We start from the raw sequence: 26956 nt of genomic DNA on the forward strand, positions 1-26956 counted from the left end.
CGACATGCCGCCAGCGCCCGAGCGCCGGCCCTCGATATCAAGGAATACAACATGCGTACTTCACGATGGCTGGTGGTCACCTATACGGTGATCATCCTACTCGGCCTATTGATCGCCCTGCCGAACGCCCTGCCGCAATCCGTCCTCCAGCGCGTGCCGGCCTGGCTGCCGCATCAGCAGGTGTCGCTCGGCCTCGACCTTCGCGGTGGTTCGCACCTCGTTCTGGAAGTCGACGAAGCCGACCTGACCAAGGAGCGGCTGCAGTCGCTGCTTCAGGACGCGCGGCGCGTGCTGCGCGAAAAGGGCATCCAGCCGAAAGCCGTGGTCCGCAGCCAGAACCAGATCGTCGTGACGCTTGCCGATGCCGCGCAGAGCGATGCTGCCGTCACCGAGCTCAAGACGCTTGCCAACCCGATCAGCACCGGCCTCAGCGCCGGCCAGTCGGATCTGGCCGTCACTGCGAACGGCGCCACCATCACGGTCGGCTTCTCGCCGGCCGGCATCTCCGCCAATGTGGACAATGCCGTCCAGCAAAGCCTTGAAGTCATCCGCCAGCGCGTCGACCAGGTCGGCGTCTCCGAGCCCACCATCCAGCGCATCGGCGCCAATCGCGTGCTCGTCCAGCTTCCGGGCGCACAGGATCCGTCACGCCTGCGCGAACTGCTCGGCTCCACCGCGAAGATGTCGTTCCACATGCTGTCGCCGAACAATGCGCCCGGACCCGGCGTGACCATGCTGAAGGACGATGAAGGCAGGTCCTATCCGGTCCTCGACCGCGTCGAAATCTCCGGCGACCGCCTTTCGGATGCCCGCGTCAGCTTCGACCCGAACACGCATGAGCCGATCGTCAGCTTCCGCTTCGACAGCGCCGGCGCCAGCCGCTTTGCCGAGATCACCCGCCAGAACGTCGGCAATCCCTTCGCCATCGTCCTCGACGACAAGGTGCTGAGCGCGCCTGTTATCCGCGAGCCGATCACCGGGGGTTCCGGCCAGATCTCCGGCAGTTTCTCGGCCGATAGCGCCACGACGCTGGCCGCCATGTTGCGCGCCGGCGCCCTGCCCGCCAAGCTGACGGTCATCGAAGAGCGCACCGTCGGCGCCGACCTCGGAGCCGATGCCATCAAGATGGGCATTTATTCCGGCATCGTCGGCTTTGTGCTCGTCGCAGCCTTCATCTTCGTTCTCTATGGCACCTGGGGCTTCCTGGCGAATATCGCGCTGTTGATCCACACGATCCTGACCTTTTCGGCGCTAACGCTGGTCGGTGCGACGCTAACGCTGCCGGGCATTGCCGGTGTCGTTCTCGGCATCGGCCTTGCGGTCGACGCCAACGTTCTCATCAACGAGCGCATCCGCGAAGAAACGCGCAAGGGCAAGAGCGCCTTCGCCGCGATAGACACCGGCTTCCGCCGCGCCTATTCGACCATTATCGACGGCAACATGACGGCCCTGATCGCTGCGGCCATCCTGTTCTTTTTCGGCTCCGGACCGGTTCGCGGCTTTGCCGTGACCATGGCGCTCGGCCTGATCATCTCGATGTTCACATCGGTCGCCTTCGTGCGTGTCGCGATGATCGAGATCACCCGCCGCAGCAAGATCAAGGTGCTGAACATCCGGCCGTTGATCCCGTTCAGCCCCTATGACAAGCACATCCAGTTCATGAAGGCGCGCTTCTTCGGCCTCACCGTTTCAGCGCTGCTTTCGATCGCCTCCGTCGTGCTTTTCATTCATCCGGGCCTCAACTACGGCGTCGATTTCCGCGGCGGCATCCAGATGGCCGTCAAGACCACCGGCCCGGCCGATCTCGGGACGTTCCGTGAAGGCTTGAACACGCTTGGTCTCGGCGAAATCTCGCTGCAGTCCTTCGGCGACAAGAACAGCATTCTCGTTCGTGCCCAGCGGCAGGAAGGTGGCGAAGAGGCGCAGACGGCAGCGGTGACCAAGCTGAAGGCCGAGGTCGCCAAGATCGATCCGACCGCCACCGTCGAAGGTACCGACGTCATCGGTCCGAAGGTCAGCGGCGAGCTTGCCTGGGCCGGTATCCTGTCGGTGGTGATCGCAAGCTTGGCGATGCTCATCTACATCTGGGTGCGGTTCGAATGGCCATTTGCCGTGGGTGCCATCGTCACGCTGGTACTCGATGTCACCAAGGCGATTGGCTTCTTCGCGATCACCGGCCTCGACTTCAACCTGACGGCGATCGCCGCCATCCTGACGCTTGTCGGTTATTCGGTGAACGACAAAGTCGTCGTCTATGACCGCATGCGCGAAAACATGCGGCTCTACAAGTCGATGCCGTTGCGCGAGATCATCGACAAGTCGATCAACGAGACGCTGGCGCGAAGCCTTTACACCAATGCGACGGCCTTCCTTGCGCTCGTGCCGATGGCGATCTGGGGCGGTAGTGCCGTCTCGAGCTTCGCAATCCCGATGGTCTTCGGCATTCTCGTGGCCGGCGCCTCGTCGATCTTCATCGCGGCACCCATCCTGCTCTTCCTCGGCGACTGGCGCCGCCGCCATGCCAAGGCAGCGGCAACCGATACGGCAGTCGAGATCATCCCCCCGGAACAGGGTCGCCCGCGCAAGTCCGCGAGCTAGCGCATAACCCCGAAAATCGGAATCGATTTTCGGAAAGGATCATGCGCAATTCAAAGTGATAGAGCGTCCTTTGCGCGTCTGAAAAGACGCGCGGCGCTCTATTCCGTCTTTAACGCATCCCTGAAGGGGGCGCCGGTTGCAGAGCCGGCGCCCTCTTTCTATTGTCGGCTGCTGCATTATGTTTTAATTCAAAGTGTTACAGCGCCCTTTGCGCGTCTGAAAGGACGCGCGGCGCTGCAATTGAGATCGGGGAAACCGCCAGATGTCATTCAACCCGACAAGACCGCCGGAAACCAACAGTGCCCGTGACAGCGAGGAGCGCATCAAGCGTTTTCTCGCGACCGCTTCGCACGACCTGCAATCGCCGCTCCGCCATATCGCCATGTATGCCGAGCTGCTGCTCGACGATCTCGAGGAGACGCTCGACGGCGAACAGCTTCAGAGCCTCCGGATGATCCTGGAAAAGGCGCAGACGGCGCAGCGGCTCACCAAGGCGTTGATGAGCCTTGCCGGCGGCATACCTCAGGTGACGCCTGAAGAGGTCGATCTGCAGGCGCTGACCGAAAATATCTGGGACGAACTGACCGACGAGGCGGCGGTCCGCGAGGCGACGCTTGAAAGCAAGGGCCTGCCCTCCATCCGTACCGACCCTGCCCTCTTCGGTCTGGTGCTGCGGCATCTTTTGACCAATGCCCTCACCTATCGCGGGGAAGCGCCGCCGCATGTCGCCATCGCCGCGGAGCGAGCGGGGACGGACTGGTTTTTCCGGATTTCCGACAATGGGACGGGCATCGATCCGGCTTATCGGCAGCGAATATTCGAGCCGTTCTGGAAATTGCCGAAGGCGGGAGCTGTTCAGGGCGCCGGTCTCGGATTGACGACGGCGCGGGAGTTTCTAACGGCGCTTGGGGGCGATATCAGTCTCGAACATTCGGATGCGAGCGGCAGCTGTTTCATCATCCGCCTTCCGATTGCCTGAGATCAGAGAAATTCCAGCAAAAGTGCGCAGCAGTTCTTCGTCCGGAAGGACGGCATCGATGGCGAGAGATCTTGGAAGGCGAGCGATGGACGCATAGTAAGGTTCGCGACAGCTTGTCACTTTCTTTTAGAGACTGTCGCGTTGTCAAGGAGCCAGCAATGGCATTTGCATTTCCGCCGCTATTTCAAGAACAGGTGTTGCTTCTGGTTGCAAAACGCACGATGCTTCGGGAGTTCACTTCCGACATCACGACTTTGGTCGTCGGTTCGTCGCATGGCGATTTTGGTTTCGATCCCTCGCTCGTGCCGGGTTCATTCAACCTCTGCTCCCGATCCCAAGACTTAAAACATTCCTACTACTTGTACAGCAAGCTATCAGACCAGAACTTGAACCTTTCAACGCTCGTCATATTTTACTCGATATTTTCCCCAGGCTGGCTTCTTGAGAGCTCCCCTTCCGAAGGCGAGATAGCTGTCGCAATCAACGAGCTGTTCAACCTTGGCCTCGAATATGAGAGCCATCAGCTTGCATCGCTGAATGCGGCGGTCGCCGGAAAACTAGGAGAGATGTCGGTCCATTTGCCGGGCGGTGCTGGCTTCTTGCCAGACCATGGAAAGGGCTTCATGCCCGCAACCGTGACGGCGGAAAAGCGTGCGGCCGATCACATGAGATTCAACACACGACGAGACGCGGTTCCGTACTTGGACATGATGATCGATCTTGCGTCTCGCAACGGACACGAAGTCGTCATTGTAATCCCCCCGGCGCGAAGGGATTTCCGGTTGCAGGTAGGTAAGGGCCAGGAACTGTTTGACACACTTCTACGCTACACCGAGCGCGACCGTGAAGTTCAGATACTCGACTTTTATAACCGCGACGATTTTGACGATGCCTTTTTCGGTGATTTCGACCATCTTGTTCCCACTGGCGAGGGAACGGGGTTGCTGTCTCGTTCGGTAGCGGAGGCCCTGAAGCCGTCAAGAGCATTGGGACGGTTGGCTGTTTGACCGCAGTTGGTGCGATCCAGCCACTCCGTATTAGTCTGTCACGGACAGTCCTTCTTTGATCTACCGAACGCTCGTTCACAACGACACCTAGATGCACGCACAAAGCTGTAACTGCACCAAGCGCAGCCTTAGAATCGCTAAGCATGTCGCGCAAAAGTGTGAAGCGGTTTTGCGAAAACGGCATGCGTGAGAACAAAGACCTAAAGCGCGGCAAGCGTATCTGAAAGTTCGCGACGCGCTTGATTTAGATGCTGTAATCGTCCTTCCAGAAATCCGGGACGTCATAGGTCACATATTCGCGGATGATGTGCTGCAGCGCCTGGGCGTCGATTTCGTCCTTGCCGATGCGGAAATCCACGCCGTAATCCGGGAATTCCTGGAAATAGCCACCCGATATATCGGTCGAGACGACGCCGATCGGGCCGGTGTAACCGATGCCGCGCAGTTCCGGCACCGTTTCGCGGAAATCGGCATTGGGCAGCAGGCGATTGTCGAGCAGGATGAGATCGAAGCGCGCCAGGCGGATCTTTTCCAGCGCGTCACCGATCGATTGCGAATATTCAACCTCGACGGCCGGCTCGGAGAGATCGGCTATCTTCTTCTTGAGCGCGCGGAATTCGATGAATTCGTCATCGACAAAGAGAACTTTGACGGTGTTCCTCCGGCCCGTTTCGGTGATCATCGTCTCATTTCCCCAATCCCGAAACCAATTTCACGAAACCAAACCATTCCTCAAGGCGATCGCCACCATATGAACGCGGTTGACGGCGTCAAGTTTGCGCGCGGCCGCAGTGATGTGCGAATTGACCGTGTGTTCGGAGAGACCGAGAATGATGGCGATTTCCGCCGACGTCTTGCCTTCGCTCGTCCATTTGACGATTTCCGATCTGCGCTGCGTCAGCCGTCCGGACATTTCCGGCGCCAGGATTTCCTCGTACAGCTTGTCGAAAATGCGCATGGCGTCGAGAAGCATGTCGGCGATCTCACTCTGATCCGGCTCCTGACGCTCGCCGCTGAGCACGAGGCAGTATCGCCGCCCTTCCGGCGTAAACAGCGGGATGAAGAGAAAGACGCCAGCGAGGAATTCGTTGAAAACAAGATCGGACGGATAAACTTCCGGCTGTGCGCTCCTGCCATGGACCGGCGTTGCCAGGAAATGGGCGGTCTTTGCCCGGACCGTTCCCAGCGCTTCCTTCAACGTCGTGATGAAAAGGCCGACACGCCGCTCAGCGACATTGGTGATGACGATATCGCGTTCACCGAAAGGGGCCGAAGCCTCGGAAATGCGGGCAAGCGCGAAATTGTCGAAGTTGTAATGCTGCGCCGCCGACTTCAGCAGGCGGAAAAAATCGGTGCGGTTGATCGCCCGGCTCAACTCCGGTCCGGCATGAAAGGGAATTGCCGGGGCATTGTTCATTCCCACTCTTCCTCTCCTCCCGCCAATGCATCCGATCCCTAAATCTTGGGATATACGTCTTAAAGGCGAAGAGCTACAAAAATTGCGAGACGGTTGATGAGAGATATCGAAAACGGGGACTTTCGGTATGCAAGGCGGAAATCATCAATTATCTCAACTTGAGGTGATGCACGGGCAGATTTTACTGAGGGGCAGTAGTTCTTACCTGGGTATCGTATTCTTCCTGCATTCAACATCCATGAATGCGGGAAGGCAGTGCCAGACGTAAGCGCGAGAGAGCCGATAGACCCATTCAGCTAAGGGGTTGGCTGATGTTCGTGGCGGCGAACGCGGGTTGATTGGTTCTCTCAGCGCTTTTTTTGCGTTCCATATTCTTCGCTCCGGTTGCATCTTGTGATGCGTCCTCGACCTTGTCAATTGCGGTTTGTCATATGGCTTGGACGAATGAGAGGGAACAGGTCATCCGGCTTTCGCCGTTTTCTACATCTCGAGATTGTGAATGATCGCGGCAAGGTCAAGTGGCTTTTCCAGATAGGCATCGGCGCCGGCCTCGAGCGAACGCGCGCGATCCTCGGCAGCATCCGATCCGCTGCAGATAGCAAGCCGCATCGCCTTGAAACGATCATCCAGGCGCAACCGAGTGATCAGGCCGATGCCGCTATCGAGTGGCATGTAGAGATCGGCGACCAGCAGGTCAGGCGAGGTCTTGCCTTCCGCCGCGCGCATCTCCAGCGCTTCCAGCGCCATTTCGGCCGTGGGAAAACAGAATAGATCGACGTCTATCTGCTGCCTTCTGCAGATATAGTCGAGATAGAAGAGATCATCCTTGCTGTCGTCGACATAAAATAGGGTGGTCATCTAGCACCGTAATTTGGATATTGTTCGAATGAACCTCGCCGTCCTTCGACATCACCATATCGCGGTTCCACTGAAATTCGATATACCTTATCGCAGATCATTTCGCAAAAAGCGTGGCACCGCCCCGCCTTGCCTATTGAGTATTCCTCGATTTCGGAAAAAATGGCCGCGCGAACCGAAGGAGGAGACACGGGTGCAGGATCAGGGCAACGTGGACCTGCAGGACCAGCCAAGGCGGCACTACCGTGCCTTTGCGATTGCGGTCGGCTGCCTGATGTTCCTTCTCGGGGTGACGGCCCTTTCCGGCTGGCTACTGCAGGTCGAGATTGTCATTTCGCTGGTTCCCGGCTTTCCGTCGATGGCCTTCAACACTGCTCTCTGCTTCGTGCTTTCCGGCGTGGGGCTTGCCGCCTCGACACTGGCGGCCAGCCGTTTTCGCGTAACGGCAACGATCCTGGCGGGGCTTGCGGCAGCGATCGCTGCGGCCCGGCTCGTGGAAATCGTCACCATCGGGCGGGCTTTTCACAATGTCGACATGTCGATCACGCGCTTCCTGGTTCCGCCCGATTTCATCGCCAAGATCGGCGGCGGCATGGGGCCGAACACCGCTTTGGTCTTCCTGATCGCCAATCTTTCGCTGCTGCTCTCGCTCCACATGGAGAAGATAAGCCAAGTGATGCAGGAACTGACGAGCTATGTCGTCATCACGCTCGGCATGATCGCGCTGGCCGGCTATGTCACCGATGCCGAACAGGGTTACCGCTGGGGACCCTATGCGGCGATGGCGCTGCATACGGCGATCGGCATAGTGATCTTCGGCTCGGGGCTTCTCGCCCGCTCCTGGTGGATGCAGCCGACAAACCGGGCGCAGATCCCGCTGTGGATCCCGGCTGCGGTCTGCTTCACTGGCATTCTTGTCGATCTTTATACGCCGCTGGGTGTTGCCAACGGCATTCTCTACGTGCCGCTGGTGTTGACGGCCCTCTGGTTCGGCAACAGAAATGCGCCGCTTTTCTTCGCCTTTGCCTGCACCGTGCTCCTGATGCTCGGCTTCTTCGCCGTCAAGCACAACGAGACGGCGTTCTGGCAGGAAATCGCCAACCGTGCCATCACGGCTGCCACGCTTTGGCTGATCGCGATCCTCGTCTTCTATTTCATGCGCAACAACTATAACCTGGAAACCGAGCGCGTCCGCTTCGGCGCGCTGGTGCGCGGTACTCCTGATGCCGTCGTCGTCATCGACGAGCGTGGAACGGTCAAGAATTTCAATCCGGCGGCTGAAAGCATGTTCGGTTACTCCCCGCAGGAGACGATCGGCAAAAACATCAAGATGCTGATGCCCGAACCCTACCATTCCGAGCACGACGGCTACCTCGCCCATTACCGGCAGACCGGCGAGGAGCGCATCATCGGCACGACCCGCACGGTTTCCGGACGACGCAAGAACGGCATCGTCTTTCCGATCGATGTTTCCATCAGCGCCGTCGTCACCGGCCAAACAAAGACCTTTGTCGGTATCGTGCGCGACATCAGCGAACGCGTCCGCCAGGAAGAACGGATGAAAACGACGCTTTCCCAGCTCGAGGCCTATACGGCCGAGCTCGAGCGCAGCAACCACGACCTCGATGAATTCGCCTATATCGCCTCGCATGATCTCAAGGAACCGCTGCGCGGCCTGCACAACCATTCCCGCTTCCTCCTGGAGGACTATGAAGACAAGCTCGACGAGGATGGCGTGCGCCGGCTGAACCGGCTCGTGCGCCTCAGCCAGCGCATGGAGAAACTCGTCAACGACCTTCTTTATTTCTCCCGGCTCGGGCGGCAGCAACTGGCGGTCAAACGCACCGATATCGGCCTGATCGTCAAGGACGTCGTCGCAACCATGGAGCTGTTGCTGGAGGAGCGGCATGCCAAGGTCATCATCGACGGCCGGCTGCCGGAGGTGGTCTGCGATGCGCCGCGGCTGACCGAAGTCTTCCGCAATCTCATCACCAATGCGATCAAATACAATGACAAGCCGGCGCCGCTCGTCTCGATCGGTTACCTCGATCGGTTCGTCGGCAAGGACGGCACGGTTGCCCGCAACGTGTTTTTCGTTAAGGATAACGGCAAGGGCATTCCCCAGGAATTCCACGAGGATATTTTCCGCATTTTCAAGCGGCTGGAAAAGTCGCAGGATTCCGACGACGGCACCGGAGCAGGCCTTACCTTCGTCCGCAAGATCATCGCGCGGCACAATGGCGATATCTGGCTGGAATCCGAAGTCGGCACCGGCACGACATTTTATTTCACCCTGGGAAAAAAGCGCGAGGGGCAGAATGCAGCAGCGTGACACGCAACCGATCCTGATCGTCGAGGATAGCGAGGATGATTTCGAAGCGACGATGCGCGCCTTCAAACGCACCAACCTGCGCAACTCGATCCGCTGGGCGGCCTCCGGTCAAGAAGCGCTCGACATGCTCGCCTCGATGGTGCCGAAACCTGGACTGATCCTGCTCGATCTCAACATGCCGGGTCTTGACGGCCGCAAGACGCTGGAGGCGATCAAGTCGAACGCCGGCTGGCGCAAGATCCCGGTGGTGATCCTCACGACCTCCGACGACGAGCGCGATATCGACGGCTGCTATGCGCTCGGCGCCAATACCTATGTGCAGAAGCCGGTCGATCTCGACGGGCTCTTCGCCGCGATCCAGCGGCTGAAGGAATACTGGTTCGAAATCGCGATCCTGCCGCTCGAGGACTGACAGATTGGCGGAACACTGCTGCATTCTCATCATCGACGACAACATCGACGATCGCGAGGTCTATCGCCGCATATTGGGCCGCGTCTCCAGTACTGCCTATACCGTCGTGGAGGCGGAGACGGGCGAAGAGGGCCTTGCACTGAACGGACGGAAACGGCCGGACTGCATCCTGCTCGACTATTCGCTGCCGGGTCGCGACGGGCTCGGCGTTCTCGCCGATATCCTGGAGGATGATCCCGCCGCCAACGTCATCATGCTGACCGGCCAGGGCAACGAAACCGTGGCCGTCGAGGTGATGAAGAGCGGCGCGCGCGACTATCTGACAAAAGATCTGCTGTCGCCTGAAACACTGCACCGCTGCATCCAGAACGCCATCATGCATGGCATGCTGGAAGCAAAGCTGGAGCAGAAGCGGCAATCGCTTGAGATCTTCACCCGCGCCATGGCCCATGATCTGAAGGAGCCGCTCCGGACGATCAAATCCTTCAGCCGCATCCTGCACGGTTCTGCCGCGCTTCCGGCCGAAGACCGGGAACTGCTCGATTACGTGCTCAGCGCCGCCGATCATATGGAAGACCTGATCGTCAAGGTCTCGGGCTTCACCAGGCTGGAGGCCTCCGGCGGGCTGGAGCTCAGGCCGGTCTCGCTCTCTGATGTGCTCGACCAAGTGGAAGACAATCTGCGTCAGCAGACCGAAAGCCGTGGCGCCATCATCATCCGCGGGGCACTGCCGGAGGTGATGGGCGATGCGACGCTGCTGACCCAGCTCCTGCAGAACCTGGTGTCGAATGCCATCCGCTATTGCGAGCAGAAAGTTCCGGAGATCAGCATCGCAGGCGAAACGCAGGGCGATATCTTCCGCCTCACCGTGCGTGACAACGGGCCCGGCATCGATCCTGAGCATCGCGAGCTGATCTTCCAGCCGTTCAAGCGCCTCGTCGGCCGCGGCATCGAAGGCACCGGGCTCGGCCTTGCCATCTGCCGCCGCATCGCACAGATGCATGGCGGCTCTATCTGGTGCGAGGCAGAAAACGGGCCGGGCGCCGCCTTCATTCTCGAAGTGCCGCGCGCCGAGGCGAGGTCCACGCCGCCTGCCGCATCGGCCATCCCGCACAGCGCCAGGCCGGCGGAGCAGCCAGGCGAAGGTTCGGGCAGGCTGGCCGAAGTGCTGCTGGTGGAAGACAGCCCGGCCGACATCCAGATTCTGAAGATCAAGCTGATGCGGCGGGAGAAGGTGAATTTCAACCTGCATGTCGCCACCAATGGACGCGAGGCAATGCGGCTGCTCGAAGAACGCGCCGGCATCGCCGATGTGCCGCAGATCGACCTGATGCTGCTCGACATCAACATGCCGATCATGGACGGCTTCGAGGTGCTGCATGCGCTTTCAGCCGACGTCCGCCTCAAGCAAATTCCCGTCTGCATTCTCAGCACATCAAGCGACGAGAGCGACATGCGGCGGGCCAGAAGTCTCGGCGCGCGCGCCTATATGGTCAAGCCGCCGACCCTGCAGCAACTGGAAGAGGCGCTCGAAGATGTCGAACATTTGGAGTTGTTGCAGCGCGGCGATCTGCTTGCGCTTTGTGCGGAACAAAACTAAGCGATCGTCATTGGCAACGGTATGACCTTTGCAGCTCTCATACTGGCGCTCCTGACGACGCCGCTTCAATCAGGACTGCTCTCGATGGTATCAGGCATACATCACGTCACGGCCGTCACCCGAAAGGTGCAGGCGAACGTGGACTTCTACGCTGGATTTCTCGGCATGCGGCTCGTCAAGCAGACGGCCGGTTACGAGGACGCGACGCAACTTCATCTTTTCTATGGCGATGCTGCAGGAACACCAGGTTCTCTGCTGACCTTCCTCGCCTGGGAAGATGGTACGCCCGGCCGGGCCGGCTATGGCCAGATCAGCGAAATATCGCTGTCGATAAACCCCGCCAGCATCGGCTACTGGCTGACGCGCGCCATGAGCTTCGGCCTGCGTTCGGAAGGACCGGCCGACGAATTCGGCGAGCCTGTGCTGCGGCTGAAGGACCCCGACAACATCATCCTCAAGCTCGCAGGCGCAAAGAACCTGGTATCGCCGGCCGCCTGGGATGGCGCCTCGATCCCAGTCGAGCATGCCATCCAGCGCGTTCGTGGCGCGACCATGCTGACGGAGAAGCCCGCCGAAAGCCGCAGCTTCATCGAGAGCCATTTCGGTTACCGTTTCCAGGCCAACCGCGGCACGATCGACAGGCTGGTGTCGCAGTCCGGCGACATCATCGACGTGCGCGATGCGCGCGGCTTCTGGTCCGGCGCGCCGGGCACCGGCACGGTCGATCACGTCGCCTTCCGCGCCGCCGACGAGGAGACGCTGCTTTCGGTGCGCAAGGCGCTCGAGGCGACCGACGCGTCACCGACCAACATGCACGACCGCAAATATTTCCGCTCGCTCTACGCCCGCGAGCCCGGCGGCACGCTGGTGGAGCTCGCGACCGACAAGCCGGGCATGACCGTGGACGAAGAGCACGCCGCCCTCGGAGGCAAGCTGTTCGCGCCACCCGAAGCCATCACCAATCTCCATGACCTGAAGGTGATGCTGCCGCAATTTTCAATGCCCGGTCAGCCGCGCATCAATTATCGCGAGCTGCCATTCGTCCATCGCTTCTATACGCCCCCCGACCCAGACGGCAGCGTCTTCGTGCTCCTGCACGGATCCGGCGGCAACGAGACGACGCTGATGCCGCTCTTGAACAAGGTGGCGCCGCGGGCAACGCTGCTCGGCGTGCGCGGCCGGGCGACGGAGGAAGGTTTTCCGCGCTGGTACAAGCGCATTACCCCCTTTTCCTTCGACCAGAACGACATCAAGACCGAGGCCGAGGCCTTTGCGGCCTTCATCGAGGGGGCCGTCAAATCCTACGGGCTCGATCCTGATAAGGTCGTCTATGTCGGCTACTCCAATGGCGCCAATCTTTTGAACTCGCTGCTCTATCTGCATCCAAACCTGGTTCATAAGGCGGTGCTGCTGCGCTCCATGCCCGTTCTCAGCGACTATCCGCATGCCGATCTGAAGGGCACGGACCTGCTCGTCATCAGCGGCAAGACGGATGCCTACGGCAAATATGCGAGCGAGTTGGAGGAGAGGCTGAAGAGTTCGGGCGCCACCGTCGATTCCGACGTCATCCCCGGCGGCCACGATCTCGGTGATGCCGATGTGCCGATCATCCAGAAATGGCTGCTGCAGGAAAATCGCTGACGATCGGGCTCGGCTTCACACCTGAACGCGGGATGTCCGGGCAACCATGATGCCGGCAAGCACCACGGCGCCGCCGAGCGCCTGCATCGTCCCGATCGCCTCGTTGAGCAGCGCCCAGGCAAGGATGGCCGCGACCACCGGCTGCAGCAGCAGTGTCAGCGAGGAGAAGGCTGGCGGCAGATAGGCGAGCGCATAGGTGATCGCCACCTGCCCGCCGGCATGGCTGATAAAGGCGAGGCCGAAGACGATCGACCAGCCATAGGCGGTCGCGGGCAGCATGTGACCTTCGTAGAAGAAGCCGACCGGAAAGATGAAGGCGGCAGCCGATGCCGTGCTCCACAACATGATGCGGATGGTATCGAAGCGGCTGCGCAGCCTGCCGATCGCAAGGATGTAGCAGGCATAGAAGAAGGCGGCGATCATCGCGATGCCGTCGCCGCGGAGGTCGCCATTGCCGATGGCTGCCGGTCCGCCCTTCAGGATGACGACGCCGGACAGCGCCAGGACAAGCCCGAACAGGAAGATGCGGCTGATCCTCGCGCTGAAAAAGAGGAAAGCGATCAGCGTAACGAAAACCGGTGCGAGGTTGGCAAGCAGCGTTGCGTTGGCGACCGACGTCATGGTGAGCGAAAGATGCCAGGCGCCGAGGTCGAGCGCCAACATCACGCCTGGCAGGACCAGCATGCCATAGTCGGAAAGGCTTTGCGGCTTCGGCCCCGCATCCTTCTTCATGAGCGAGACGATGACGATCGGGATCAGCGCCAGCGCCACGCGCCAGAAGGCCGTCGCCATCGGGCCGACCTCAGACAGCCTGACGAAGATCGGCGAGCCGCCGATCGCCGCCCCGCCGAGAAGAAGCGACGCAAGGGCGAAACGATTGGAAGGCGGGGCTTCGGAAAGGGTGGAGGCAGCCTGCGACATGATCTCGATATTTGTGGTCGCCCGAATGCCGGGCCGGCGAAAGTTGTTGGCCGAGTGACTATCAGAAGTCGATCACCGCGGACAGTCGAAGAGCGACATATTGGTGGAGAATCAGGCGGGATGCCTATTCGTCGCGCTCGTCCGTAGCTTTTCGGCGATCTCGCCGGCGACGAAGAAGGCATGCTCGGTCACCTGCGGCAGTCCCATCAGCTCGCCGAAGGTGCCGCGCGCCAGCGGGCCGGAGATCAGCAGCGAAGGGTCTGTCGTTCCCGACGGGCCGATCGCCTCAGAACGCTCGGTGCAGGCAAGGCCGAGGCCAGTCGGATCAAGCGACAGGTGACCGCTTGCCGCGAGTGCCGCGAGCCACGGCTGGGTCTCGAGAATGCCGCCATGCGCCGGGCCGGTGGTGACGACGACGGCGTCATAGAGTTCCTCCAACGGCTGGCGCTGATGACGCGGCTGCAGGATGCAAAGCATGAACTCGCCTTCGATGCGGGCATCGGCGACCGAGCCGGCCAGGATATCGAGTCGGCCCGAGGCAATCGCCGCGTCGAGCACGGCCTCGACCTGCGGGGCGATACGGAAACGGTGCACGTCCCAATAGGGACGCAGATGGCGCACGAGGCGGCGTCGTTCGGCAACCGGCAGCACCTGCCAGAGATCGTATCCCTGCGCCCGCACTTGGTCGATCACACCATGCCAGCTTATGCCCTCTTCCTTCGCGGCTTTTATGGCGGCGCGGATCCCTCTCAGCAGCGACACGGCGGAATGGGTCGCATCGGAGACGAAATCGCCGAAAAGCTGCTGCGGCACCGGCGCATGCCCGCGAGACCGCAGACCGCGGCGCGAGATCGCGGTTACCGGACCGTCATGCCCGCGCCCAGCAAGCGAGGCAATGACATCGGCAGCCGTCAGGCCGTTGCCGATGACCAGCACCCGATCATGCGGACGGATCACCTCGATCGCGCCGGGCTTGGTGGTATCGGCGATGAAACGGGGATGGGCCGCAAGCCGGCTTGCAAGCCGGCCGGGGGCTGCCGGCGCCGGATGGCTGGTGGCGATCGCGACAATATCGGCCTCCGTCACGCCGCCTCTGTCGTCGAGGATCAACCAGCGGCCGGCACCGCGCTCGACCCCAGTCACTGCGGCGCGGCAATGACGCACGGCACCATCTTCCAGCAGCGGCTTCAGCAGCGAGGCGACATAATCGCCGAACAGCCGGCGCCGGGGGAAGAGCAGGCCCTCGGGCTGCTTGGCCTCAGGGTCGTCGGCGACGGCGTTGCGGGCTTCGATCCAGGCCTGGAATTCCCCCAGGTCGTCGGGCTGCAGGCTCATCTTGGCGGCAGGAACATTGATGCGGTGGGCCGGATCGGCGGTGTCATAGGCAAGGCCGTGGCCGAGCTCGGCGCGCGGCTCGAAGACCACGATGGCAGGGCGCTCGCCGCAGTCGGCTCTCGCGAGATGATAGGCCACGCCGGCGCCGGAGACACCGCCGCCTATGATGGCGACGACGGGCTGTTCAGACGTCGGGAGAGGCTTGGGCTGCATGATGGCCGGGATCATTGCTTTCGATGCCCGAGCATAGAAGCGGGGCATTGGTCACGCAATCCTCCTCCTCCAGTTGTCTATAATTATTATATAGATTTAGCCCGATATCGTCGTCGAGAACTCGGGATCGCCGCGGATGGTGTTGCTCACCGTGCAGATCTCGTCTTCGGCGGCATGGGCGATTTTCTGCCGGGTTTCCTCATCGATATCGCCCTTGATGGAGAAGGCGATATTGAACTTGGCAACGCGCGAAAGGCCTTCCGTCGCCTTCTCGCCGGTGACCTCGGCAGTGATCTCGCTGATCTTGTCGAGAATGCCCATCTGGCTGGCGGCGATGCGGGCGCTGAGCACCAGGCAGGCCGAGAGCGAGGAATAGAGCAGATCGAGCGGATTGAAACCCGGCTGCGACGGCGCGGTGACGATATCGATTTCGCCCTTGGTGGCGGAAGTGACGTGCGGGAAACCCGTCCGGCCGAGAACGGCGGTAGCGCCGGTCGGGCGGGGACGAGCCTTGAGATCGGCCATGTTGAAATCCTCTTGCGAATATCCTGCAGATGGTGATTTCCTCCCAGCGCGGCAATGGCAATGGCCCGCCCATCGGTTTCGGAACCTTTCCATCCCTCATCAGTTGAATACACCTGAACGAAATCAGTGACAAAGGTGGATTGCGATGCCTGATGTCCGCAGCGTGGATAACCAGAGCCGGCGGATGGATGCTCGCGATCGTCTGATCGTTGCGCTCTATGCGCAGCTGAAGGCCGAGCGGGCAACGCGCGAAACGCTGGAATGGGCGATTTGCAATGGCGCGATCTCGCGAGAGGTGCTGGAAGCCATCGCTGCCGATCCGGTTGCCGTCGTCACCAGCGAGGACATCGCATCGCTGGAGAAGATCATTGCGCTCGACGAACGGCGCAAACCACATCGGAAGTAGAACATGATACCGAAAACCGTGAGCAGTTTTCGGCATCATGTTCTCACTGTTGAATAAAAGAGGAGATCCGAAATGGCCGATATCACCTATCAGGTCGTGCCGCATGACAATGGTTGGGCCTATAAGCTCGGCGACACACTTTCGGAAACCTATGCGACAGCGGATGAAGCAATTATCCATGCCAAGGACGCTGCATCGAGGCAGAAGATCGGCGATGGCGATGCGCTGCTCGCCTATCCCGCGCCTGATGGCGGCTGGGAAGTCCAGCCAATCGACACCGACAAGAGCGGCAGCCGGCTCTGATTGGCCGCGGAGGATGGAATGGCCGCCCGGGCAAGCTGGAAAGGTCATCTCAAGGTGGGCGACCTTGCCTGCGCCGTCGGGCTCTATACCGCTGTTTCCTCCTCCGACCGTGTCTCTTTCAATATCATCAACCGCAGGACCGGCCACCGGGTAGAACGGCAATTCGTCGACAGCGAGACCGGCAAACCGGTTGAGCGGGGCGACCAGGTCAAGGGCTACCAGATGGAGAATGGCGATTACATCGTCATCGAGGGCGACGAGATCGCCGAAATCATGCCGGAAAGCGACAAGGTCCTCAATATCAAGGCTTTCATCGCCTATGACGATATCGACAAGCTTTATTTCGACCGCCCTTACTATCTCGCGCCCGTCGACGAACACGACGAGAAGGCGCTGTCGCTGATCGCCAGGGGCATGCGTGACGGCAAGGTCGCGGCGCTGGCCGAAGCCGTGCTTTTCCGGCGCAACCGGACGCTGCTGATCCGTCCTCATGACGACTACATCGTCGCGACCATGCTGAATTTCGACTACGAGGTGCGCTCGGCCGATACCATCTTCAAGGACATTCCAGACATCAAGTTCGACAAGGAGATGCTCGAACTCGCAGGCCATATCCTGGAGACCAAGCGTGGCAGCTTCGAACCGAGCGAATACGAAGATCGCTACGAGGCTGCCCTCGTCGAACTGGTGAAAGCGAAGATCGAGGGCCGGGCACCACCGAAGAAGAAAGAGCCGCCGGAACGCAAGGTCGTCGACCTGATGGAAGCGCTGCGACAGAGCGCGAAGATGAGCGGCAAGGCTCCAACAAAGAAGGCCCTGGCGAAGAAGAAGGCGCCGGCGCGCAGCGACAGCCGCAGCAAGAAGGCAAGCTGAGATGGCCTCGCCCGTTGGCGGGCGATAGGCAATCTCAGGCGCACCCGACCTCGCGCGAATGCATCAGCTTGTCGTGCCGGCGAAGCCGCTGGACCTGAAGCGCGTCAAAGTGGATTCCCGCAGTGCGTTTTAAGTCTTTGATTTAGAAATGTCGTTTCCCCAAAATTGCTGGCCGCTTCTTCATTGGCGCGACTTCTGGCCGCCTTCCGCGGCCAGGCTCTTTTTCAGCGCATCCATGATATTGATGACATTGCCCGTCGATTTCACGGGTGCAGGTTTTTTCGCGGGCGCGGCCTTCTTCAAGCTCTTCTGCTTGCCACGGAGCATCGATTTCAGGCGTTTCTGGATGGGTCCTGCACCATGATGGGGCTCCAATCCTTCGTCTCTTCCTTCACAAGTTGCGTCATCAGCGTCAGCAGCTTGCTGTCGATCTCGGTCTTCTCGTCGAGTTCAGCCACGGGTTCACGCACCTCGTCGCCATAGCGCAGGGTCCAGAGAACGATGCCTTTGCCTTGCGGCTCCAACAGCACGGCACGCTCACGACGGTAAAGGACAAGGCGGGCGATGCCGACCACGTCATTCGCCTTCATCGCCTCGCGGATCACGCAGAAGGCTTCCACCCCGACCTTGTCCTCGGGCGCCAGAAAATGCGGTTTGTCGTACCAGATCCAATCGATCGATCCGCGCGGCACGAAACTGTCGATCTCGATGGTGCGGGTGCTTTCGAGCCCGACTTCCTCGATCTCCTCGTCTTCGAGAAGAACATAGTCGACCTCGCCGCGCGGATAGCCCTTCACCTGGTCCCGCTCGGCCACCGGTTTATGCGTGACGCTGTCGACATAGCGGCTTTCGACGCGGTTCTTCGTCTGGCGATTGAGGACATGGAAACGGACCTTGTTGCTTTCGGTCGTCGCCGGCGTCAGCGAGACGGCGGCAGTGACGAGCGAGAGCTTGAGATAACCTTTCCAGAATGTCTGACGTGCCATGTCTGTCCTGTCTCCCGCGCACAGTTGGGCATGGCAATCAACGGGCTGGTTCGATCTTTGGTTCCGGCAATTGAAGACTTCGTTGATCAGTTGCGGTCAGTGATTTCCATTTCATGGATCGGCTGCCAACGGGGCCGAGCATTGTGGGCGGAGAGGACACAGCCACTCTTTCCTTGCCACCGCCATTTTCCTCTTCAATAATGAAAGCCCCAAGACGTCAGGATATCGGTAATCTGAATGTTGCGACTCTTCGCCAACCTTGTCATCGTCCTCGCATTGAATTTCCTTTTCATTGTCAGCAATGCTGGCCCGTCCTTCGCACAGGAATGCCCCGACCCTGCAAAAGCGTCGAATGTGTCGGCTCAACAAAAGCCGGCAAACAAGAGATATGATCGAGCTCTTCCCAGCTACCGCGACAAATCGGCCCGATACAATCTGGCTCTTGTCGGCGATTCACTTGTCGAGCTCTGGCAGCCTTGGATCAAGGACAGCTTTCCCACGCGCCCAGTGATGAACCTCGGGGTCGCTGGCGATACCACGCAAAATGCACTGTACCGCCTCGATGGTCTAAACCTTCCGGATTTCCATCCCGCCGATGTCGTCGTGCTTATCGGCACGAACAATCTGGGGGCGAAAACTGCGCCATGCGCCGTGGCAGCTGGTGTTGTCGCTGTTGTCAGCAAGGTTCGCGCTCTTTGGCCAGGCGCCCACATTTATGCTTTGTCCATACCGCCCCGGGGCAAGCGCTATGCCTTCTACGAGAATGTACGAATTCCGGCCAACCAGCTTGTCGCATCGTCATTGGCTGAAATGCCGGGTGTCACGTTTGTTCAAATGAACGATGATATGTTGCGGTGCGGTAAGCCAAGCGATAAAGAATGTTCCAACTACAAGCCTGACCATCTTCATTTTAATGAAGGGGCATACAAGCTGATCACGAGCTTCCTCGCCGCAGCGGGTCTACAGCTTTGATTTTTGCCGCTCAGGTGGTTACCAAAACGCAAGGCGGAATGTCATGAGCACCTCATTTGACAGCTACCAACCGATTGGCCTGCAAAGACATAGACCCAGAGCTCGCGCGCAATATCGCATTCGGCGTGAAACCTTCGTGCGGATCGTCCTCTCGGCAATATTTTATATTTCCCTCTGGAGAGCGACCGGCATGTGGTATGGGCTGCCGGCCGACTTCCAGGAGGGCGTCGGCAAAGACCCCATGCCGATGCGACTGTTGCTGATGTCGCTCGTTCCACTCATTGGCCTCTACTGCATCCTGGAGCCCAGGCGCATCTTCGAATTGATTCGCAGCGCCTCGCCGCTGGTCGGCATAGTCTGCTTATGCGTCTTTCTCTCGATTGCTTTTTCCGTCAGCGTCGGAGCCTCGCTCCGAGCCCTCGTCGCCGTCGCATTGCTGACAGCTGGACCCATTCTTTACCGGGCCCGTTACGGAGCCGTTGACACATTTGAAAGCCTGGCGAAGTTTGCGATTGCAACGGCTTTCATCAATATTCTTTACACAGCAGCCTTTCCGCGGTTCGCGGTGATGAGAGGCAGTTATGCCGGGATGGTGAAAGGGGCCTTTTACCACAAAAACATGCTCGGCCAGTTCTCGGCAACAAACTTCATCTTGCTGCTGCCGGCCCTGCCGATGTGGCGTCTGCGCTACTATGATCTCCTGCGATGGGCGGCAATGCTGCTCTACCTCGTGCTGATCGTGCTGGCGAAATCATCGACGGCGATCATCCTGCTTTCGATCGGAATAGCCGTATACTATGGAATGAGCTGGATTCAGCGCTTTCCAGGCCGGATTTTCAGATCCTTCGTCGTTCTTCTTGCATTCGCCCTGCTGGGCTTTGTCGTCTCCGTCGCGTTGATGGGTGTGGCACAGGCGATTGCCGAGTCATTCGGGAAAGACCTTACGCTCAGCGGACGTACGAATGTCTGGGAACAGTTGCTGCCGTTGATCTTCGAGCGGCCCCTTACAGGCTGGGGATTTGCCTTGTTCCGACAGCCCGAAATCATGGAGCAATATGTTCGCCTTACCTGGGACGCTCAATCCACCCACAACACCTATATCGAACTTGCGCTGAACATGGGCATACCCGCCACCATCATCTGGACGTCGTTCGTGGTGGTGCGGCTCGTGGGGAAGATGACCTCGTCACCCCTCAATCAAGCGCTCGCCATCACCAAGAGGAAGGAGGTTGTCATTATCCTCCTGATCCTGATCGGCGCGTTCACCGAAGCCGGAATGATGCTGGCCCCCTTCATCCTATGGCCCCATACCGTGATTGCACTGACGAGCCTCGGCCCGGAGTTCCTGTCCCGCTTCCGCAAACCGACCCAGGCAGGAGCGCAACATGCATCAGGCTAAAAAGATGAGTTCAAATAATCGTAGACTGGTTGGCCTCGATGGAATTCGCGGCCTGGCGGCTATTTGTGTGGCAATGCATCACACCGAAGGGTTTGTCGGCTTTGATGCAGCACCTGCTGCCTACCTCGCCGTCGACCTGTTTTTTTGTCTGAGCGGCTTCGTGATCGGCCACGCCTATGAGAGGAAACTCATTCAGGAGTCTACGCTCTCTGCCAATGATTTCGCCATCAAGCGTCTCATCCGCTTGTATCCCCTCTATCTGCTCGGATTGTTGCTCGGCGTACTCGCATATGCAGGTATGTCGCTCAGCAGAAATCAGCAAATGGATCCCATGCTGTTTGCCACCTCGTTGCTTGCCTCGATGTTCTTCCTGCCGGCGATCGGTGGAACATCGCTGAAGGCGCCGAACTTGTTCCCCTTCAACGGTCCGTCATGGTCCCTGTTCCTGGAGATCGTGATCAACCTCGCCTACGGCTATGCGGCGAGAATGCTGTCCAGCGGCGTGCTCGCACTCATCCTGCTGGCGTCATGGGTTTGGCTGGCGGCGCAAACGCTGGCCCATGGAAGCGCCGACCTGATCCCGCTCGACGGCGCTTTGCTCTCCGGTTTTCCCCGCGTTCTCTTTTCCTTCACCCTCGGCATCTTGATGTACCGCTACCGTGAGCGGCTTTCCCCTTCAGGCATCGGAAAAGCAGTAGCAGTGGCTGTCATCGTCGTCGCGACTGCACTTCTCGTTTTCCAGGCGCCCGCCGCCTTGGTTGGCATTAAGGACCTGATTGTCATCACTGCTCTATTTCCGATCGCCGTGCTTGTCCTTTACACAGCCAACTTCGATGGCGTGCTGCGACAGCCGCTTCTTATTGCGGGAGAGGCGTCTTACGCGCTCTATGCAATTCATGTTCCGCTGCTCGGCTTGCTATTGGGAGCATTGAAAGCCGCTGGCCTGGGGCAACCGCCGGCTTGGGCGATCTTTGCCATCGTTCTTCCATTGATCGTCCTATTGGCCATCATCGTCACCCGCCTCTACGATGAACCGGTGCGCAAAGCGCTCAGCGCCGGAAAGGCCATGAGACTTCGCTGGCGTCGATCCTGATTTTGGCGCGATCAGGGTCACCGGTCACACCGCTTAAATCGAGAGATAGCGCTTCTGCCAATGCAGCCTATGTTCTTGCCATGCGCGCGGCGTGAAGTCGTCATAGGCAGTCTCAGCGATCGCCAGCATCCAGTTCTGCGCCTTGCGGGCCAGCAAGACGCATGACAATTCCATGCCAGGCTCAACCGTAATGGAAGGCCGATTGGCACCTGGAATGTCGATCCCCTTGTCACGCCACTGGATGCGGATTTCGTCGGGCTCGGATGTCCACTCGCCGGAGGCAACGGAAGCCTTGCCGTCAGGCTTCAAGCGAAGTGGCGGCGGGGTGACATTCAGAAAGCTGCCATCGTTGCGATAGTTGCCATCGATATCACCCGCAGTCGCTCTGCCGTTTCTCTCGAGAACGATGTCCTGTTCGCACCGCAGGAATATGTTGCGCCGAAAGCTGCCGGACCACGGTCGATTGGCGAAGAAGGCGATGTCGCATTGGCTGATGACGTTGTCGTGGATATCGATGTCTTTGCGAAATGCCAGCTCCTGATCCGAAAAGCCGCTCATGCTGACGCCACGATTGGTGTTTTCGATCCAGTTGTCGTAAACGTGATGCCCGGCGTGGTCCGCCTTGTCGCCGATGCCGTAGCCGAAGGAATAATCATTCATCCTGCCATCGCGCATGATATTGCTGCGCACCACGGCGTCATCCCCAATCGACGAAAAGGAGAAATTCTTGCCGCCGATGAAATTGTATTCGACCAGGTATTTGCGAGTTCTGTCGCAGACCAGCGCGCCCTTGTTCGATGCGCTCGCCGGCGACTGCAGGAAGAGATTGCCGCGGATCACGATATCGGAGCTGATATTGTCGTCGCTGTTTTGATAGGCGAACTGGCAGCAGTCTGCTCCCTCGCCCGGCGCCGCGCCGATGCGATTATTCTCCAGCAACACGTGCGTCGTCTTTGTCAGGTAGATGCCGTCGCCGTTTACATTCTCCGTTTCACAGCGCCTGACGGTGAGATTCTTGCCATTGTGAAATTTGAAGCCTCGAGGAGAATTCTTGACGATAACGTCTTCGATCACCGTATCGGAAAACACCTGATAGGCGACGCCGACATCGGGCGCACCATCGATGACCTGTCCGCGTGTAGACGCGCCGTGAACTTTCTTTCGCAGGATGGCGGTCATTGCATTTCCTTCGATACCGGTGCCGCGGGGAATTAAGCAGAGGGCATGTGGCGGATGTTTGAATATGTGGATATTCAGCTTGTAAACCGCCCATCTTGCAAAAACGACAGTGTCTGGCTCCACATGGTCTTGTTGACGGGTAAGAAAGTGTGGTTTGCCGGAATGACGATATGCGCCGACGCGCCGTCGAGACGGGTGCTCTCCACCGAAACCTTTCCATCATTCGGAACCCTGAGGCCGATGATAAGGGAGGAGACCGGGTCGATGGTCCGATTCCCGGCGATGATGCCAAGTTCATAATCCACAGTGCCAAACAGCTCCGTCATCGCGGTTTGATCGGTGATCAGCTGCTGTCCTGCCGGTCCATAGACCTTCCTGAACAGGGGCCAGTTCTTGAGGAAATCGGCAATCTGACTGCCGCTGTTCGGCGTTCCGACCATCACAACTCTCCCCAGGTTGGCTGGGCGATAGTTCCTAAGAAAAGCGCGGACAATCAGCCCGCCCATCGAATAACCGACGAAATGGACCCGGCCGTCGCCTGCCTCCTTCGCAGCGCCGTCGATCTCAGGTCGGATGATGTCGACGAGGTCGCTGATCGAAAACTTGGTGGAGGGGTAACCGACGTTCACAACCCGATACCCGTGGGCCGACAGGAAGCCGGCGAGCTTCGCCATGCTTTTCTTCGTCCGGGCAATTCCGTGAAACAGGAGAACTGTGTCGTTCATCAGTATCCGCTCAACGGGCTGCTATCGATCAGGCGCCTATCCTTCTAGCTCTCACGGTGAAGCTTGTCACGACAGCCGGCGTTCTCGAATAGCGGCGCGCTTGATGCGGCGTCCCGCTAGTGATCTAGTGGATGCTGAAATGAAGGTGAACTTCAGCAGTCCTTCTGATGAATGTTCGACCGCTCCTGTGCTAGCCTCCTATGCGCGTCTGATAAGACGCGCGGCGCTGTAGAGAAAGAAATGCGTGTACGTGACGACCAGCATCCGACATATCGCTAAGCTTGCAGGAACGTCAGTCTCTTCGGTCTCGCGCGTGCTCAACAACAGCGGTTATGCCTCGCCAGAGCTCAGGGAGCGGGTCGAGGCGGCCATCCGAACGCTGAACTACACGCCCAGCAAGGGTGCCCGTATGCTGCGCGGTGCACCAAGCCGGATGGTCGGACTGATGCTGCCGTCGATCGAGGTGCCTTTCTTCGGCATCCTCGCCCATGCGATCGAACAGGAACTGTTCCAGCACGGCTATCAGACGCTGATCTGCAGCACGGCGGAAAACGTGGACCATGAGGTGCGCTACATCTCCATGCTGCTCGCCCAGCGCGTCGACGGCGTCATCGTGGCAAGCGCCTTCGGCAGCATCGAGCATTTCGGGGTGCTGCGGGACGCTGGCATTCCAATCATCGCCATTGACCGCGAGCTGAACGGCATCGCTGACGGCGCTGTCATGGCCGATCACGAGGAAGGTGGACGGCTGATGGCGCGCCATCTGATGGGCCTCGGCCACCGGGCAATCGCCATCGTCGGCGCGCCGGCCCACAGTCAGCCGATCCAGCTTCGCCTTCAGGGCATCACGGCGGAGATGGCGAAAAATGCGATCGCGCCTGCCACCGTGGCGATGGCGGAAGAGCACAGCTTTGCAGAGACCTACCGGCTGGCGCGGGAGCTGCTGGCCTCTCGACCTGAGGTCACCGCGATCATCGGCACGACCGACGTTTCGGCGATTGCCGCAATCCATGCCATCCAGGATCGCGGGTTTTCCGTTCCGGGCGACTATTCGGTCGTGGGCTTCGACGATCTGCCGGAGGCTGCCTACGTCTTTCCACGGCTGACAACGGTCGCGCAGCCGATCCGCGATGTCGGACGGCAGGCAGCACAGCTGCTGGAAGCGCTGATCGAAGAGCACCAAACAGGGTACGAATCTCGGCAAGGCGCGATCGTAAAAGTGCCGGTCACGCTGATCGAGCGCGATTCCACCGGCATTGTTCGCAGGACGCGGCCAAGCTAGGGCCGGACGATGACCTTGATCTCGCCTGGCAATGGCGCGTTGCCCACCACGTCGGCGACCTCCTCGAGACTTATGGTTTTGGTGACCAATGCATCCAGTTCCAACGCCCCGCTCGCGACCATTGCCGCAGCACGCGAATGGGTGAAGGGATTGAGGTAGGCCGGCCTGATATCGACTTCGTTTACCAGCAGATCGAAGGGCAGAACCGGCACCTCGACACCTGCCGGCGTCACCCCGAAAAGCACGAAGGTGCCACCGCGCCGCGCCATTTTCAGACCGCTTTGCAGCGTCTCGCTGACGCCGGCGCACTCGATGACCACGTCGGCGCCGCCTTTGGTGACCTCCCGTACAGCAGCGATTGTGTCTGAAGAAGCCGGGTCGAAGGCGTGCGCCGCCCCCAGGCGCAGAGCGGTTTGGCGTCTCGATAGCTGGCGCGTAATCAAAATGATCTCGCCTGCCCCAGCAAGGCGAGACAGTTGCACCATGAGCAGGCCGATCACGCCCCCGCCGAGGATAGCAACGCTGTCGCCCTGACGGATCCTTGCCTTGTCGATGGCGTGGATGCAGCAGGCCAGCGGTTCACTGAAGGCGCCGTGAACAGGATCGAGGTCGGCCGGCAGGACGAAGGCCTGGGCGTGCGGCACCACCACATATTCGGCAAAGCCGCCATCCCGTGTCACGCCGATGGCGGTCAAGCTCTCGCACAAGTTCGGCCGCGCCTGCCTGCAGGCCCGACAGGTGCCGCAGGCAATATTCGGGTCGACCGTCACCAACTCGCCGCCGGTAAACCGTGTCACCCCATCGCCGATCCTTTCGACGATGCCGCAGAATTCGTGGCCAAGCGTGACGGGGATCGCTGTCGGATATTCGCCCTTGTACATGTGGCGATCGGAACCGCAGATGCCGGCCACCGCAACCCGGACAAGCAGCTCGCCCGGCCCGGCAACCGGCTTCTCGACGCTGCACATGGTCAAAGACCCGATCGACTCTAAACGTACAGCCCTCATTTCACTCCTCCAGACCTCAAGTTCGATTGCCTATTCGTGCTGATGAAGCCGCCTGCGGGATCATGCGCCCGCGACGCGCGGCTCAAGCGCTCAGCTCATGACATTGCCGCCATCGACATTGTAGCACTGCGCCACGATGTATGCTGCATCTGGCCCGGCCAGGAAGGCGGCCATGGCAGCTTGTTCGTGGGGAGCGCCGAATCGTCCGGCGGGGACGGCGGCGGCCACGCGGTGCTTGACGTCACCGGGTTTCAAACCTTCCCGGCTGCCTAGTTTTGCGTCGACGACGTCCCACATCGGCGTATCGACGACGCCGGGAGCGATGGCGTTGACGTTGATTCCATAACGGATCAGTTCCAGAGCGCAGCTTTGGTGATGCTGATGACGGCCGCCTTGGAAGCGCAGTAAGCCACCGCCGGTCCTTCGCCCCGGCGCCCGGCCTGGGACGAGAAGTTGATGATGCGTCCACCTTCCCCTCTCTCCACCATGTGCCGGGCAACGGCCTGCGTCATGAAGATCAGCCCTTCGATATTGACCTGAAATACCCTTGCGGTGCGCTCTCGGGATATTTCCAGAATGGACTCGACGTCGTAAATGCCTGCAGCATTGACCAGGATATCGATCTGACCAGCGGTTGATATGGTGAAGCGTACAGCTTCTTCGATGCTGTCTTGGCTGGTCACGTCAAGCGCCACACCCCGGGCCTGCGGGCCGATCGCTTCCGCCACCCCTGCGCATCGTTCACCGTCGAGGTCCGCCACGACAACCCTCGCGCCTTCGGCGGCAAAACGTTCGCAGACCGCCTTGCCGATGCCGCTCGCTCCTCCCGTGACCAATGCCACCTTGCCGGAGAGCCGCGCCGTTTCCGTATGGGTCATCGCACTGCCTCCCCG

The 26956-nt window shown here is 59.9% G+C and carries 23 protein-coding genes and 2 pseudogenes; 14 read left to right on the plus strand and 11 right to left on the minus strand.

Translation table 11 applies throughout. The annotated features are described in order from the left end of the window. Positions 1 to 51: 51 nt before the first annotated feature. The 3 genes from secD (at position 52) to ACS4RR_RS23490 (ending at position 4584) form a co-directional block, all read left to right on the plus strand. Positions 52 to 2598 (plus strand): protein translocase subunit SecD, encoded by a 2547-nt coding sequence (gene secD / locus ACS4RR_RS23480; protein ID WP_017967003.1) that lies wholly within the window; start codon positions 52 to 54, stop codon positions 2596 to 2598. 262 nt (positions 2599 to 2860) lie between these two features. Further along, on the plus strand, positions 2861 to 3577 hold the full coding sequence (locus ACS4RR_RS23485) for a sensor histidine kinase (protein ID WP_407767670.1): 717 nt from the start codon (positions 2861 to 2863) through the stop codon (positions 3575 to 3577). 158 nt (positions 3578 to 3735) lie between these two features. Further along, entirely contained in the window at positions 3736 to 4584 is an 849-nt protein-coding gene (locus tag ACS4RR_RS23490) for a hypothetical protein (protein ID WP_456189472.1), read from the plus strand. A 244-nt stretch (positions 4585 to 4828) separates the two neighbouring features. Here the strand turns inward: ACS4RR_RS23490 and ACS4RR_RS23495 are convergent, their stop codons facing one another. The 3 genes from ACS4RR_RS23495 to ACS4RR_RS23505 all read right to left on the minus strand — a co-directional run bounded on the left by ACS4RR_RS23495 (position 4829) and on the right by ACS4RR_RS23505 (position 6859). Then, on the minus strand, positions 4829 to 5266 hold the full coding sequence (locus tag ACS4RR_RS23495) for a response regulator (protein WP_162117837.1): 438 nt from the start codon (positions 5264 to 5266) through the stop codon (positions 4829 to 4831). A 30-nt stretch (positions 5267 to 5296) separates the two neighbouring features. Continuing rightward, positions 5297 to 6001: a helix-turn-helix transcriptional regulator gene (locus ACS4RR_RS23500; protein ID WP_456189473.1), complete on the minus strand. Its 705-nt coding sequence runs from the start codon at positions 5999 to 6001 to the stop codon at positions 5297 to 5299. A 480-nt stretch (positions 6002 to 6481) separates the two neighbouring features. Beyond that, positions 6482 to 6859 carry a response regulator gene (locus ACS4RR_RS23505; RefSeq protein ID WP_456189474.1) on the minus strand — a complete coding sequence of 126 codons (378 nt, stop codon included), beginning with the start codon at positions 6857 to 6859 and terminating at the stop codon, positions 6482 to 6484. Positions 6860 to 6887: 28 nt separating this feature from the next. Between ACS4RR_RS23505 and ACS4RR_RS23510 the strand changes: the two genes are divergently transcribed. From ACS4RR_RS23510 to ACS4RR_RS23525, 4 genes are read left to right on the plus strand one after another with little or no spacing between them, the layout of a single operon-like run. Continuing rightward, entirely contained in the window at positions 6888 to 9191 is a 2304-nt protein-coding gene (locus ACS4RR_RS23510) for a sensor histidine kinase (RefSeq protein WP_456189475.1), read from the plus strand. Then, complete coding sequence (locus ACS4RR_RS23515) at positions 9178 to 9603, plus strand: response regulator (protein WP_017966997.1); 426 nt, start codon at positions 9178 to 9180, stop codon at positions 9601 to 9603. The genes ACS4RR_RS23510 and ACS4RR_RS23515 overlap by 14 nt, the downstream gene beginning before the upstream one ends. A gap of 4 nt (positions 9604 to 9607) precedes the next feature. Next, complete coding sequence (locus ACS4RR_RS23520; protein ID WP_456189476.1) at positions 9608 to 11203, plus strand: response regulator; 1596 nt, start codon at positions 9608 to 9610, stop codon at positions 11201 to 11203. Between the two features lie 21 nt (positions 11204 to 11224). Then, complete coding sequence (locus tag ACS4RR_RS23525; protein WP_260110065.1) at positions 11225 to 12844, plus strand: VOC family protein; 1620 nt, start codon at positions 11225 to 11227, stop codon at positions 12842 to 12844. A 15-nt stretch (positions 12845 to 12859) separates the two neighbouring features. On the opposite strand, the gene ACS4RR_RS23530 is transcribed toward ACS4RR_RS23525, so the two are convergent. The 3 genes from ACS4RR_RS23530 to ACS4RR_RS23540 all read right to left on the minus strand — a co-directional run bounded on the left by ACS4RR_RS23530 (position 12860) and on the right by ACS4RR_RS23540 (position 15838). Continuing rightward, positions 12860 to 13765: a DMT family transporter gene (locus ACS4RR_RS23530; RefSeq protein WP_170262306.1), complete on the minus strand. Its 906-nt coding sequence runs from the start codon at positions 13763 to 13765 to the stop codon at positions 12860 to 12862. 111 nt (positions 13766 to 13876) lie between these two features. Further along, the gene (locus ACS4RR_RS23535) at positions 13877 to 15361 is read right to left on the minus strand and encodes an FAD/NAD(P)-binding protein (protein WP_222386396.1); all 1485 of its coding nucleotides are present in this window, start codon (positions 15359 to 15361) and stop codon (positions 13877 to 13879) included. A gap of 48 nt (positions 15362 to 15409) precedes the next feature. Then, the gene (locus tag ACS4RR_RS23540) at positions 15410 to 15838 is read right to left on the minus strand and encodes an OsmC family protein (protein ID WP_017966992.1); all 429 of its coding nucleotides are present in this window, start codon (positions 15836 to 15838) and stop codon (positions 15410 to 15412) included. 145 nt (positions 15839 to 15983) lie between these two features. Between ACS4RR_RS23540 and ACS4RR_RS23545 the strand changes: the two genes are divergently transcribed. The 3 genes from ACS4RR_RS23545 (at position 15984) to ku (ACS4RR_RS23555) (ending at position 17420) form a co-directional block, all read left to right on the plus strand. Continuing rightward, positions 15984 to 16244: a hypothetical protein gene (locus ACS4RR_RS23545; protein ID WP_456189477.1), complete on the plus strand. Its 261-nt coding sequence runs from the start codon at positions 15984 to 15986 to the stop codon at positions 16242 to 16244. Between the two features lie 72 nt (positions 16245 to 16316). After that, a complete protein-coding gene (locus ACS4RR_RS23550; RefSeq protein ID WP_222386398.1) occupies positions 16317 to 16547 on the plus strand; it encodes a DUF2188 domain-containing protein in 231 nt (76 codons plus the stop codon). A gap of 18 nt (positions 16548 to 16565) precedes the next feature. Next, positions 16566 to 17420, plus strand: coding sequence for a non-homologous end joining protein Ku (gene ku, locus ACS4RR_RS23555; RefSeq protein ID WP_260110062.1), 855 nt, complete (start codon positions 16566 to 16568; stop codon positions 17418 to 17420). A gap of 180 nt (positions 17421 to 17600) precedes the next feature. On the opposite strand, the pseudogene ku (ACS4RR_RS23560) reads toward ku (ACS4RR_RS23555), so the two are convergent. Then, a pseudogene (gene ku, locus ACS4RR_RS23560) lies at positions 17601 to 18406 on the minus strand (non-homologous end joining protein Ku). Positions 18407 to 18643: 237 nt separating this feature from the next. Between ku (ACS4RR_RS23560) and ACS4RR_RS23565 the strand changes: the two are divergent. The 3 genes from ACS4RR_RS23565 (at position 18644) to ACS4RR_RS23575 (ending at position 21870) form a co-directional block, all read left to right on the plus strand. Then, positions 18644 to 19378, plus strand: coding sequence for a GDSL-type esterase/lipase family protein (locus tag ACS4RR_RS23565; protein WP_260110061.1), 735 nt, complete (start codon positions 18644 to 18646; stop codon positions 19376 to 19378). 43 nt (positions 19379 to 19421) lie between these two features. Continuing rightward, positions 19422 to 20777: an O-antigen ligase family protein gene (locus ACS4RR_RS23570; protein WP_017966986.1), complete on the plus strand. Its 1356-nt coding sequence runs from the start codon at positions 19422 to 19424 to the stop codon at positions 20775 to 20777. Between the two features lie 67 nt (positions 20778 to 20844). Continuing rightward, complete coding sequence (locus ACS4RR_RS23575) at positions 20845 to 21870, plus strand: acyltransferase family protein (RefSeq protein WP_311202884.1); 1026 nt, start codon at positions 20845 to 20847, stop codon at positions 21868 to 21870. A gap of 33 nt (positions 21871 to 21903) precedes the next feature. Here the strand turns inward: ACS4RR_RS23575 and ACS4RR_RS23580 are convergent, their stop codons facing one another. Beyond that, positions 21904 to 23049 (minus strand): right-handed parallel beta-helix repeat-containing protein, encoded by a 1146-nt coding sequence (locus ACS4RR_RS23580; protein ID WP_260110059.1) that lies wholly within the window; start codon positions 23047 to 23049, stop codon positions 21904 to 21906. Positions 23050 to 23123: 74 nt separating this feature from the next. Further along, complete coding sequence (locus tag ACS4RR_RS23585) at positions 23124 to 23774, minus strand: esterase/lipase family protein (protein ID WP_162117852.1); 651 nt, start codon at positions 23772 to 23774, stop codon at positions 23124 to 23126. A gap of 250 nt (positions 23775 to 24024) precedes the next feature. On the opposite strand from ACS4RR_RS23585, the gene ACS4RR_RS23590 reads away from it, so the two are divergent. Then, positions 24025 to 25056 carry a LacI family DNA-binding transcriptional regulator gene (locus ACS4RR_RS23590; protein WP_260110058.1) on the plus strand — a complete coding sequence of 344 codons (1032 nt, stop codon included), beginning with the start codon at positions 24025 to 24027 and terminating at the stop codon, positions 25054 to 25056. On the opposite strand, the gene ACS4RR_RS23595 is transcribed toward ACS4RR_RS23590, so the two are convergent. After that, positions 25053 to 26063 (minus strand): zinc-dependent alcohol dehydrogenase family protein, encoded by a 1011-nt coding sequence (locus ACS4RR_RS23595; RefSeq protein ID WP_260110057.1) that lies wholly within the window; start codon positions 26061 to 26063, stop codon positions 25053 to 25055. The two genes, ACS4RR_RS23590 and ACS4RR_RS23595, sit on opposite strands and share 4 nt — an antisense overlap. Positions 26064 to 26153: 90 nt before the next feature. After that, positions 26154 to 26941: pseudogene (locus tag ACS4RR_RS23600) on the minus strand (L-iditol 2-dehydrogenase). Between the last annotated feature and the right edge of the window lie 15 nt (positions 26942 to 26956).

Origin of the sequence: Rhizobium zaerense, from assembly GCF_051810725.1 — a bacterium.
Taxonomy (GTDB): domain Bacteria; phylum Pseudomonadota; class Alphaproteobacteria; order Rhizobiales; family Rhizobiaceae; genus Rhizobium; species Rhizobium leguminosarum_I.